Annotated in this window: 10 protein-coding genes; 1 reads left to right on the top strand and 9 read right to left on the bottom strand. The window is 63.7% G+C overall.

All coding sequences use genetic code 11. The features are described 5' to 3' along the window. Nucleotides 1-52 precede the first annotated feature (52 nt). The gene (locus AAGA68_08680; GenBank protein MEM9385123.1) at nucleotides 53-466 is read right to left on the bottom strand and encodes a hypothetical protein; all 414 of its coding nucleotides are present in this window, start codon (nucleotides 464-466) and stop codon (nucleotides 53-55) included. Between the two features lie 79 nt (nucleotides 467-545). Beyond that, the gene (gene lptE, locus AAGA68_08675) at nucleotides 546-1037 is read right to left on the bottom strand and encodes an LPS assembly lipoprotein LptE (GenBank protein MEM9385122.1); all 492 of its coding nucleotides are present in this window, start codon (nucleotides 1035-1037) and stop codon (nucleotides 546-548) included. Between the two features lie 375 nt (nucleotides 1038-1412). Between lptE and AAGA68_08670 the strand changes: the two genes are divergently transcribed. Next, nucleotides 1413-2597, top strand: coding sequence for a GGDEF domain-containing protein (locus AAGA68_08670; GenBank protein ID MEM9385121.1), 1185 nt, complete (start codon nucleotides 1413-1415; stop codon nucleotides 2595-2597). 58 nt (nucleotides 2598-2655) lie between these two features. Here AAGA68_08670 and AAGA68_08665 read toward each other — a convergent pair whose 3' ends face one another. The 7 genes from AAGA68_08665 to miaB all read right to left on the bottom strand — a co-directional run bounded on the left by AAGA68_08665 (nucleotide 2656) and on the right by miaB (nucleotide 11416). Then, on the bottom strand, nucleotides 2656-2946 hold the full coding sequence (locus AAGA68_08665) for a hypothetical protein (GenBank protein MEM9385120.1): 291 nt from the start codon (nucleotides 2944-2946) through the stop codon (nucleotides 2656-2658). 26 nt (nucleotides 2947-2972) lie between these two features. Next, nucleotides 2973-5918, bottom strand: a complete 2946-nt coding sequence (locus tag AAGA68_08660; GenBank protein MEM9385119.1) for a S8 family serine peptidase — start codon at nucleotides 5916-5918, stop codon at nucleotides 2973-2975. Between the two features lie 153 nt (nucleotides 5919-6071). After that, entirely contained in the window at nucleotides 6072-7616 is a 1545-nt protein-coding gene (gene lnt / locus AAGA68_08655; protein ID MEM9385118.1) for an apolipoprotein N-acyltransferase, read from the bottom strand. A gap of 7 nt (nucleotides 7617-7623) precedes the next feature. After that, nucleotides 7624-8493 carry a transporter associated domain-containing protein gene (locus AAGA68_08650; GenBank protein ID MEM9385117.1) on the bottom strand — a complete coding sequence of 290 codons (870 nt, stop codon included), beginning with the start codon at nucleotides 8491-8493 and terminating at the stop codon, nucleotides 7624-7626. 6 nt (nucleotides 8494-8499) lie between these two features. Then, nucleotides 8500-9000, bottom strand: a complete 501-nt coding sequence (gene ybeY, locus AAGA68_08645) for an rRNA maturation RNase YbeY (protein ID MEM9385116.1) — start codon at nucleotides 8998-9000, stop codon at nucleotides 8500-8502. Next, nucleotides 8997-10058: a PhoH family protein gene (locus AAGA68_08640; GenBank protein ID MEM9385115.1), complete on the bottom strand. Its 1062-nt coding sequence runs from the start codon at nucleotides 10056-10058 to the stop codon at nucleotides 8997-8999. The genes ybeY and AAGA68_08640 overlap by 4 nt, the downstream gene beginning before the upstream one ends. After that, nucleotides 10055-11416, bottom strand: a complete 1362-nt coding sequence (miaB, locus tag AAGA68_08635; GenBank protein MEM9385114.1) for a tRNA (N6-isopentenyl adenosine(37)-C2)-methylthiotransferase MiaB — start codon at nucleotides 11414-11416, stop codon at nucleotides 10055-10057. The genes AAGA68_08640 and miaB overlap by 4 nt, the downstream gene beginning before the upstream one ends. Between the last annotated feature and the right edge of the window lie 143 nt (nucleotides 11417-11559).

Genomic DNA, 11559 nt, shown 5'->3' with positions numbered 1-11559 from the left:
TCCCGAACACCCATCATAACGTCGCGTCCGCGCGGACGCACCGCATAGCGAGTCAGTCGCGATCTATGGCGCCGGACGGGGGCACGAGGCGTTTGGCCACGAGCCATTGGCGGGCCTCCTCCGCCTCCGTGTACCACCAGCGCCGGGCAGATCCGAGGCGAAAGGTGTACCCCCATCGGTCCATATCGCTCAGCATCCGCTCGCGACCAACCTCAGCCAGCTCATCCGCCAGGAGCACCTGCAGCGCGCAGACGGCGCACTCCTCCTCATCATCCCCGCCTGCGTCCGTATGTAGATTGGCCCGTCGGTGTCGATCCATGCAGAGGTAGTGACACGCTTCGTGAAGGACCGAATGCACAGGCGTATCGGGCCGAGCAAGCAGGCGCTGGCCGACGAGTCCGGCCTCGGCCTCGCCCCAGTAGGAGCCTGGCACCGCCTGCTGTAGCTCCAGCAGCTCGAAGCTCATGCCAAGGCGCGACAGGAGTGCACCCAAGGGCCCGGGGTCGATGTCACCAACGCGGAGCACGTCCGGCGGGCCAGGGCGATTAGCCATTCTCGCGAGCGAGTAGGTCCAAGCGTCGAAAGAACCGGTTGACGAGGTCTGCGACCAACGCGTCCTTGAGCAGTTGCGCTTCGCGGCGTTTGCCCAAAATGTCATTCGGATCGAAGCGGTAGTCGCGGGTCACGGTGATCTGCTCTTCGCGGATAAGCACGCGATTGCCTGCCCGCAGCTGGAAGCGCACCGTGTGGTAGAGTTCCAACTCCTCGGGCACGCCCGTGGCCGAAACGGACAGGATCCTCTCGCCCGCCTCATCCTGGAGCAGGCGCAGCACTGCGGAGGCCTGGGCGCGGTTCGCTACCAACGGCTGACCACGGGAGTCCAAGGTTCGTCGCAGGGCTTCAGCGAACTCACTGCGTGGGTCAGCCGTCTCGAGGTAAGTTGCGCGCATCTCATCCGGCAGCTCCCCGGCGCCCTGCAGCGTGAAGCCGCAGCCGGCGAGTATCGGACAGGCTGTCAAAACTGCAATCAAGCCCATCGCCCACCCTCGTCGCCACGCGCTCATCCGCTCACCACCTCTTGGCCGGCATGCAGGCCTGTCAATCACCTTACGAATCTGCTCACCTCCCAGGTCAAGCGACAGGACCGTTGAGGCGCGCATCTACCTTTCTTTGGCACGCGGATCGGCGCCGTACGTCTCGCTCCGCTAGAAATAGCAGCGTTTCGCCGTTCTCATGCGTTTTCCGGTACCGAAACCGCCTCTCGCCTCTTTGCGCAGGGCGTTAGCGGGCAATCGGATAGACGCAGAGCATAGCACCGGCCGGTGCTCGCAGGGCCGTCGCCTGCCGCTGCAGCTTGCTCCTGCAGGCCGAATCCGGTTCACTGGCCAGTCTGCTAGGGGGAGGGACGTCAGGTGACTCCCAAACAATCTGGTCGTTTGAAGGCAGCCCTGCAGGAACGGCTGATCGCCATCCTGTACTGCCATATCCCAGCGACGGTGCTCGGAGCACTCACGGTGTTCGGCATCAACCTGGCCTACTACGGCGGCGAGCTGCCGGCCGCTTCCCTGTACTGGTGGGTCTGCTTGACGCTGCTGTTCGCCATCACACGCACTGCGCTCTACATGGCCCACCGCCGCCGCTCCGGCCTCTTTAGCCCGGTCACCTGGCGGAATCTGCACGCGGGGACAACGTTATGTCACGCGACTGCATGGATCGTCAATGTGGCGGCCGTGGTCTCACTCGGATCCCCGCCCGAGCTCACGATCGCCGTGATCTCCGTCGCAGGCGTCGTGGGTGCAGCCATCGCCACCACTTCGGCCTCTATCGTGTCCTTCGGCTGCTTCACGATCCCCCTGGCCCTCTCCCTGCCGCTGCTCATGTGGCCGCTCGAAAGCGGTTTCCACTACACGCTGGTCGCCGAGTGGATCGCCTGGTTCGCCTTCATGCTCATCTCCGGCCATCGCGTGCACCACACGCTGATCACCTCCGAGCAAAACCGCTTGGAGAAGGAAGCGCTAGTCGACGAACTCAAGATCCTTTCCGAGCGCGATCCGCTGACCAATCTCTACAACCGGCGCCGCTTCGCCTCACGCTTGGACGACGCGTGGCAGGAGGCCCGCGCCAAGGGTTGCGCCGTTGGGCTACTGGTCGCCGACATCGACTACTTCAAGCGCTACAACGATGCGGTCGGCCACGGCGCGGGGGACGAGTGCCTACGCGCCGTAGCCGATGAGCTAGAGCGCTTCTGCGAGAAACGTTCAGCCGAGACCCTCCTGGCGCGCTACGGCGGCGAGGAGTTTGTGGTGCTGCTGCCGAACACCGACCTGCGCGAGGCCACGAAGCTCGGCGAAGCCCTGCGCTGTCACCTAGAGCAGTGCGAGATACCACACCCGGATTCCAGTATCTCTGCCTACGTCACCCTCAGCGTCGGCGTAGCCACGCTACCTCCGGAGGAGGAGGAGCGTGAGCCGCTATCACTGTTCCGCGAAGCGGACCTCGCCCTCTACCGAGCGAAGTCAAGGGGTCGCAACTGCGTCGTCGCCGCCGAGCTAACGGCGCCATTGGTAAGCAGCCCAGAAGAACGCGCAACGGGCTAGGCGCAAAGGGGCCATCGGGTTTCCTCGGTGGTCCCTGGCATCCCAACGCCATTGATCGCTAACGCAGCTGCACGCTTTCCAAGCGCGCCAAGGCGCTTCGCTGCCCCAGCGTAAGGGGAGCAATTACTCCGTGAGCACTGTGCTCGATGCGGCTTGGATCAACGCCCAGGCGCAGCAGAATGATCTCTGCATCGTCCCTGGACACCATATCCACCATCACCCGCTCGACGGGATGAGGGGAAGGTGCGCCCTGCGCGACCTGCTCAGCGCTAAATGCACCAAGGACAGGTGCGCCGGCAGCGCCTGAGACCCCAAAGGCCAACACGATCGACATGGTCAGCTTGGTCATCGCTTTCACTCCTGTCGCTCGAGGGCCTAGTCGCCGCGGCCAACAGTATCCTGGGTGATGGTGCCATCACTCCAGAGGTATCCGTCGCTCCACAGGTACGCATCACTCCAGAGATAGGCATCGCTCCACAGGTACGCATCACTCCAGAGATAGCCGTCACTCCAGAGGTAGCCATCGCTCCAGAGGTAGCCGTCGCTCCACAGATAAGCATCGTTCCAGAGGTAGCCATCGCTCCAGAGGTAGCCATCGTTCCAGAGGTAGCCATCACTCCAAAGGTAGGCAGCGCCCCACTGAGTGGAGCCCCACAGCTCGCCGGTGTCCTCGATAAGAATGACCGAGCCCTGCTGCGAGCGAGACATCTTCGGCGACGGCGCGGTCGCGGCGAAACCACCCTGCGCAAGCGCGGCCTGCACATCGAGTACACCCGCACCGACCTCCACTGGATCGCCTGCGATCTTCCGCGCCGAGCGCATCAAGCGTGCCTTGACGGTGGCGGGGTTGAGGGAAGGATCCTCCGCCAGCATCAGGGCTGCAGCACCGGAGACCACACCGGCCGCCATGCTGGTGCCTGACATCTCGAGGTAGCTGCCACCGTCGCAGTCGAGGAGACACTCGACCACGCCTTCAGGCAGTTGCTCCTTCAGATTGGCGTGGCCCGCGACCGCGGCGACCACGCGGTTGCCCGGCGCGAGCAGGTCCGGCTTCAGGAAGTGGTCGTACATGGTGGGGCCGCGAGAGGAGTAGCTCGAGACGTAGTCATCGGCGAAGTTCAGCCCAGTCCCCCCATCCGTTACCGAGCCCACCGTGATGATGTTACGCGCGATTCCCGGGCTGGTGATGTAGAAGTTGCCAAGAGAACCGTAGTTGCCGGCAGAGGCCACTACCACGATGCCATCAGCCCAGAGCGCCTCTACGGCCTGCACGAGCGGATCAAACTCCGCTGCCGCCTCTACGGCTTTACCCAAGCTCATGTTCACGACGCGAATGTCGTACTGCGTCGCGTTGTTAGCCACCCAATCGAGGGCGGACAACACGGCACTCACTGTGCCTTTGCCTTCCCCATCGAGAACGCGCAGGTCGAAGATCGGCGCTTGGGAGGCAACCCCGCGGTACTGACCGAGGGAGCCGAGCCCATTGCCAGACAGGGCACCAGCAACGTGCGTGCCGTGACCTGCCGGGTCACGGTCGGTAATGAAGGCGTCGGGGCCCTCTGCGTAGAAGCTCCCGGCCGTGGAGTTCTGCTTGTTGTCACAGTGCACGGCAAGCAGGTTGTACTCTCCGGCCCAGGCCCTCGTCGTATCGTACAACCCGAGCTGTAGACGGCCCTGCTCCGGCCAGCTGTCGAGCTTGTGGGACGAGCTCACGTACTGGCTAAAGACTTGCTGCGCATCGACGAAGACGCGCAGGTAGCGATCAGCACCGAGCTTCGCGACGATGTGCTGGGGCACTGCGTTTCGGTGTGGGGGCATCCACCTGGCGACCAAGTTGCCCCGTGTGGTCTTGATGCTCAACTCCATGCCGTTCGAACCGAGGTCTTCAAGCTCGAAGGAGTTGTTCGATCCCACGCCGTGGCGTAGTACGGTCACCTCGCCGTGCACCAAGCTCGCGGGCGGTAGTGTTAGCCACGCCTCCACCGCCATGAAGTCCGTCTTGCGACACTCGGCGGTGATGCGGCTGACCCCGGAGAACTGCGCACGCAGAGAGCCGTTGGCGACGCTCGCGCCCTGGCCGTGCCAGGTGATGGGGTTGCCGTGAAAGTCGTTGTAGGGCGAGTCCGTGGGCGACTCGATGACGCTCAGGTACTCCCCCGTCACGGCATCGGCGATGATCCAGGGGTGGGCGGCGCGGGTCTGCCAGCTCTGATAACCGAAGGGCGCCACCGTGTGGTAATGCTCTGGCTCGCCCTCGAAGTTCACCCACAGCACTTTCAGCGCCTTGTTGCTGTAGTTGAGCAGATCCATGAAGCGCGCCGCCCCTCCACCGACGGAGCGCAGGGACTTCAAGGACACCTGATCGGGGTGCACGCCGCCCGGGTAGTAGCTCGACACGAGTGCGTTGTACTCCGCGTCGTTCAGGAGCGATACGTACTCCAGATGAGCCGGTTGCCCACCGTGGTCAGCACGGTCGAACACGCGAGCACCCTGCCCTTCATCGAAGATATACAACGCCTGCGGGCCTGACTCGCTGCGCGCGCCCTGCTGGCGAGTGGAGGGTTGAATGAAGTTTGCGTGGCGCTGCACGTTGACATCCCGGTGCTCGAAGACACCGCCGTCGATCACGGCTATGCCGATCCGCGAGGAGGCGGACGTGGCGGTGGGCACGTTGGCGGCTTCGAGCATGGCACTACGGCTACCCGAACCAGCGCCACTCCAAGCCATTTCGACAACCTCATCCTCGACTGCACGTTGGATGCCATTGTCAGCCAAGAAGGCGGCTGCGTCCTCAGCGGGCAACCGTACCGCAACCATGGCGAAGTTGCCGTAGGCTCGAAGCACCTCACCGCCCGCGGCGTCGAGCTCGCGCTCCAATTGGGCCAGGGTGAGCCCCGGAGGCATAGAGATCACCTGATCCACTTGCCCCACAGCGGGCGGCACGAAGGCCCCTGCACGGACGGACAGCTGGCCATGGCTGCGATCACCAGGCGCAGCTGCAGGAGCTTGCCCTGTCGTGGCACGGTATTGACGATCAGCCGCTCGAGCCTGTTCAGCCCGCGCGAGCGACACAGCGAGTGGCGGAGGAACTTCAGTCGCCACCGCCTGCGAAGCGGTGCGCGCCCCGGGGACAGTGGGCGCAGCCGGGCCCTGGGGAACATCGATCGAGGCAGCGACCGGGCGGGCTACCGTGTTGTCTAGAGCAGGCACAGGCGTCACCGCCTCGCCTGCGAATACATCCGATCCCGTCGGCGCTTTAAGCCCGACGATCGCTGCGATCGCGATCGTGGTGGCGCCGAGCAGACTGGCTGCGCGCTTCATGATGACTCCGCTCCTCCGCGAGAGAAAACACAAGCCCCTAACGGGACGATGGCCAAAGTCTGCGGCAGCGCAAGCGCGGCAACGTTGTCGCTCGACGATCCTCCTCGCTGCAGAGCGAGAAGTGCGTCACATAAGCGTTGGGTAAAGCGCAGGCTAGGATCTCATCGACAGGAGGCGAGCGAAGGGCGCGATTAGCAGCATGAGTACAACTAATGAAATCGTCGGCCAGTCCCCCCAGCGGACATAAGGGGTCAGACCTTCCCGGGGCTGTACCTGGCCACGCAGCACGACAGCATCGAACAAGCCCGTAACCTCACGTAGGGCCCCGTCGTGCTCGATATAGGCGGAGATTCCGCTATTGGTGGATCGCACCATAGGTCGGGCCACCTCGATGGCGCGCATCCGCGCGATCTGCAGGTGCTGGTAGGGCGCCACGGAGCCTCCGAACCAGGCATCGTTGCTCACGTTCGCGAGGAAGCTGGCCGCGGGCAGCATGGCGCGAAGCTCGTTGCCAAAGACGTCTTCGTAGCAGATCGATACGCCCACCCGCTGCCCGGCCACCTGCAGGGGTGCCTGCCCGGCAGGGCCGGACTCGAAGTCCGAGTAGGGCAGATTGAGGCTTCTCATCCAGCGCCGCACGAAGTGTGGCACGGGAAAGTACTCGCCGAAGGGCACGAGGTGGCGCTTGTGATACTCGGTTACACCCAGCCGGTTCACGCCGAACACGCTGTTGTAGTAGCGCCGATCATCGCGCGGCCCCTTGGCCTGAATCGCACCGATCAAAAGCCCGGTGTTCTGGCGCCGGGCGGTGTTGAAAAGATCGGCGAAGTAATCGCGCTCACGATTGGCGAGAGCGGGTATCGCAGCCTCCGGCCAGATCAGCAGATCAGCATCCCAGTGCTCGTCCGTCAGGCGGCGGTAGAGCGCCTTAGTCTTCGGCAGCTGCTCCGCTTGCCACTTCAGATCCTGGGAGATTCCGCCCTGGACCACGCCGACCTCTAGGGCAGCGCCGAGAGGTGTGGACCATTCGACGCGCTCCAGTGCTAGTCCCCCTAGCCATACGCCGAGCAAAACGCCAAGCGCCAACGCTCGCTGCGTCACGCCTCGGCCAACGGCCAACAGAGCCAGCGTGCCGGCGCTCAGTGCCACGGCGAGGCTAACCCCGAGCACGCCGAAAACGGGCGCCCAACCGATCAACGTCGAGTCTGTTTGCGAGTAGCCCCAGGCGAACCAGGGGAACCCCGTGGCCACCCAGCCCCTCAGCCATTCCGTGAGAACCAACGCACCAGGCATCAGCGCGAGCAGGGAGAGCGCCGAACCACCTCCAGCCAAGCGCTGTAGCCAGCACACCAGCCATCCCGCGAATGCGAAGTAGCTCGCCATCACGGCCACCAACCCCAGCATCATCGGAATGGCTATGAACAGCGGCGCCTCACCGAACTCGTGCAGGCTGATGTACAGCCAGTAGGTGCCACCTAAAAATCCCGCAGCACCGAACAGAAATCCTCGCCAAGCGGCGCGGCGCGGCATTTGCTCCAGCCAACTCAGGTAGAGCACCGCCAGGGACGCGATGGCGACAACAAACCACCCAAAGGGTGCGAAGGCGAAGGTGAGGGGGGCACCCGCGATGAGCGCCAGCAGATCGCCGCGCCGACCCTCCATGAGGCGCGTTAGCCAGAGCGGCAGTTCCGCATCCATCGGGTGATCAATCGCCCTCGTCGCTTTGCGGGATCTCGGCGCGAATCACCTGGAGCAGATCGATCCGGCGACGGGTCGCCCGCATCACCCTAAAGCTGAAGCCGCCAACGACGACGCTCTCGCCACGGCGAGGTAGTCGACCGAAGCGATGGATGACCATACCGCCAATCGTATCGTAGTCCTCGGCGGCGAAGTCGGTTCGGAAGTAATCGTTGAAGTCGTCGATGCGGGTGACAGCACGCACGGCGAAGCGGTCGTCGCCATCGGCGGCGATGTCTTCATCCTCTACATCGTGCTCGTCGTCAATATCACCGACGATCTGCTCGATCACATCTTCAATAGTGACCAGACCAGACACGCCACCGTACTCGTCCACCACGATCGCCATGTGATTCTGGCTGTCGCGAAACTCCTTGAGCAGCACGTTGAGGCGCTTGCTCTCCGGGATGAACACCGCCTTACGCAGGTAGTCGCGGATGTTGAACGCGGCGTCGCTGCCCTCCGCAAAGTAGCGCAGGAGGTCCTTGGCAAGCAGGATACCGACGACCTCGTCGCGGTGTTCACCGATGACCGGAAAGCGCGAGTGGCCGGAATCGATGATGATGGGCAGCAGCTCCTGAGGTTTGGCGTCGCGCTCGGCCACCACCATGTGCGGGCGCGGGATCATAATGTCCCGCACCTGCATTTCGGACACCTCGAGTACGCCCTGGATCATACCGAAGGCGTCCGCATCGTAAAGACCGCGCTGCTGCGCATCCTCGAGGATTTCGACCAGTGTTTCACGGTCCCGGGGCTCGCTACCTAAGGCCTGAGTCAGGCGCTTGAGCCAGCTGCGCGGGCCGGAACCGTTGCTACTAGGAGGTTGGTCGTCGCTCATCGTCGCTCAGGGGTCCTCGTGTCTTGATCGGTAAGGGTCTTCGAAGCCGGCACGCGCCAGAAGCTCCGATTCACGTGCTTCCATCACGGCAGCCTCTCCATCAGCCTCGTGGTCGTAACCGAGCAGGTGTAACGTGCCGTGGATCACCATGTGCGCCCAGTGCGCTGCCGGCTCGATTGCACCAGCTCGCGCTTGCTCGGCCACCACCTCGGCACAGACCACCACATCGCCCAGGGGTCGCACAGGCAAGGGCGCGGGGACATCCGCCGGAAAGGACAACACGTTGGTGGCCTTGTCGCGGTCACGGTAGTGGGCGTTCAAGATCTGAATCGTCTCACGGTCGACGATCTGCACCCCCACTGAGCTCGCACCCGGCGCCGACTCTAGGGCCAGGCGAACCCAAGACGCCAGCTGCGCTGGCGACACGGGCAGCGGCTCCAGCTCGCCCGCGACGTCGATCTCGTGCTCAAGCGCCGTGTCCATAGAGAAGGTCGCGTCTTGACTCAACGGTGTTGCTCGCTGTCGAGCGGCGCTGATGGGGGGCTATCGTTTCCCTCGCGCCCCCCGCTATCCGCCTTCGGGGCGCGCTCGTAGGCTTCCACGATTCTCTGCACGAGGGGATGACGCACCACGTCGGCCACGGTAAACCGCGTCACGCGTACTCCCTCCACCTCACGTAACACCTCGAGCGCATGGCGTAGGCCCGAGAGCTGTTGGCGCGGCAGATCAGTTTGCGTGACATCGCCGGTCACGACTGCCCGAGTACCGAAGCCGATACGCGTTAGAAACATCTTCATCTGCGAAACGCTGGTGTTCTGCGCCTCATCCAGAATGACAAAGGCTTCGTTCAGGCTGCGCCCGCGCATAAAGGCCAGCGGTGCGATCTCGATCACGTGGCGATCGATAAGCTTAGCCACCCGATCGAAGCCGAGCATCTCGTAAAGCGCATCGTAGATCGGTCGTAGATAGGGATCGACCTTCTGAGACATGTCACCTGGCAGAAAGCCAAGACGCTCACCCGCCTCCACTGCTGGGCGCACCAGCACCAATCGGCGCACGGTCTCCGTCTCCAGCGCCTCCACGGCCGCCGCCACGGCGAGGTACGTCTTGCCCGTACCCGCGGGGCCGACGCCAAAGTTGAGGTCCGCGTCGCGGATGTTGCGTAAGTAGCGACGCTGGTTGTCGCCCCGACCCCGTATCTGCAGGCGGCGCGCCCGCACCACCACATCATCATCGATGGCGGACCTCGCAGCGCTACCCGAGGTCTCTGTGGGGCCCATCGTCGCCTCTCGAGCGCCAATCTCCTGGAGAGCGAAGTGCACGTGTTGTGGCGTGAGGTCTTCGCGACCCGCCTGGGCGAAGAGGCGCTCTATCACTTTGGTGGCGAGGAGCGTACCGTCCTCGTCGCCGTCGACGCGAAACTGCGCGCCACGGTATGCGATCTCCACCCCCAGGCGCTGCTCGATGTGGCGCAGGTGTTCGTCGAGCTGACCACACAGGTTCGCGAGCCGGGCGTTATCGGCCGGCTCCAAGGTCAGTTCTCGCGATGTTCGGGTGACGTTCAAGAGCGTTCGAGGGCCGCTACGCTGGCAATCTCAGGGGCACGCTCCGTGGCCAGGCGTCCACGCAGAGAGTTGGGCAGGGCCTCGGTAATGACTACATCGACGAACTCACCAATTAGGTACTGTGGTGCATCGAAGTTAACCCAGCGCATGTTCTCTGTGCGCCCAGTCAGCTGCTGCTCGCTCTTGCGGGACTGGCGCTCGACCAGCACTCGCTGTCGAGTGCCCACCATCGCCTCACTGATCGCCAACGCCTGCTGATTGAGGCGGGCCTGGAGTAACGCCAGCCGCTCTTTCTTGACGGATTGGGGCATGTCGTCCGGCAGTCCCGAAGCAGGAGTACCGGGTCGCGCGCTGTACACGAAACTAAAAGACTGGTCGAAACCGACGCTTGCAACCAGATCCATTGTGGCCTGGAAGTCACGATCCGTCTCGCCGGGAAATCCGACGATGAAGTCAGAGGATAGGCTGATGTTTGGGCGTACTTCGCGGAGGCGGGAGACCTTGTGCTTGAACTCCAGGGACGTGTAGCCGCGCTTCATCGCCGACAGGATGCGATCGGAACCGCTCTGCACCGGCAGGTGCAGGTAGTCCGGTAGTTCGGGAACCAAGGCGTACGCCTCGATGAGACTGCTGGAGAACTCCACCGGATGGGAGGTGGTGAAGCGCACCCGGCCGATCCCGTCGATACCGGCGACATAGTAGATCAGCTCGCCCAGATCGACGACGCGACCGTCGGCAGGCCCTCGGTAGGCATTGACGTTTTGCCCTAGCAAGGTAACTTCGCGTACACCCTGCGCCGCGAGTTCGGCCACTTCCGCCAGCACCTCGTCGAACGGACGCGAGATCTCCTCACCGCGCGTGTAGGGCACGACGCAGAAGCTGCAGTACTTGCTGCAGCCTTCCATGATGGAGACGAACGCAGTCGGGCCGTCGGCCCGCGGTTCGGGCAAGCGATCGAACTTCTCGATCTCCGGGAAGGAGATATCCACCTGCGGGCGTGCCTGGCGGCGACGCTCGGCGATCAAGTCAGGTAGGCGATGAACCGTCTGAGGGCCAAACACCAGGTCGACGTAAGGCGCCCGGCGCAGAATTGCATCCCCCTCCTGGCTGGCCACACACCCGCCCACGCCGAGGATCATGTCCGGCTTGGCCACCTTCAGGGGTTTCCAGCGCCCCAGCTCAGAGAACACCTTCTCCTGGGCTTTCTCTCGGATCGAGCAGGTGTTGAACAGGACGATATCGGCCTCCGAAGGCTCGGAGGTGACCTCGCAACCGTGAGACTCCCGCAGCACGTCCGCCATGCGCGCGGAATCGTACTCGTTCATCTGACAGCCGTAGGTCTTGATGTACAGCTTCATGGAGTTAGATGTCTAGGCGCCACAAGGCGGCAGATCTTGGGGGTCATGCCGCCAAGACAGGACCCGAAATCCCTTCGATAGCGCGGGAAACGGCTACCTCATAAACGCAGACGACCCGGGCGCGGACGCCCGGGTCGGCTAGT

It is taken from the genome of Pseudomonadota bacterium (assembly GCA_039193195.1).
Lineage (GTDB): Bacteria > Pseudomonadota > Gammaproteobacteria > Steroidobacterales > JBCBZW01 > JBCBZW01.
This window is presented reverse-complemented; position numbering and strand designations above follow the sequence as displayed.

Excerpts from the sequence above, each read along its gene's own strand:
- AAGA68_08680 (MEM9385123.1), bottom strand. The coding sequence starts at position 466 with ATGAGCTTCGAGCTGCTGGAGCTACAGCAGGCGGTGCCAGGCTCCTAC.
- lptE (MEM9385122.1), bottom strand. The coding sequence starts at position 1,037 with ATGGGCTTGATTGCAGTTTTGACAGCCTGTCCGATACTCGCCGGCTGC.
- AAGA68_08665 (MEM9385120.1), bottom strand. The coding sequence starts at position 2,946 with ATGACCAAGCTGACCATGTCGATCGTGTTGGCCTTTGGGGTCTCAGGC.
- AAGA68_08660 (MEM9385119.1), bottom strand. The coding sequence starts at position 5,918 with ATGAAGCGCGCAGCCAGTCTGCTCGGCGCCACCACGATCGCGATCGCA.
- lnt (MEM9385118.1), bottom strand. The coding sequence starts at position 7,616 with ATGGATGCGGAACTGCCGCTCTGGCTAACGCGCCTCATGGAGGGTCGG.
- AAGA68_08650 (MEM9385117.1), bottom strand. The coding sequence starts at position 8,493 with ATGAGCGACGACCAACCTCCTAGTAGCAACGGTTCCGGCCCGCGCAGC.
- miaB (MEM9385114.1), bottom strand. The coding sequence starts at position 11,416 with ATGAAGCTGTACATCAAGACCTACGGCTGTCAGATGAACGAGTACGAT.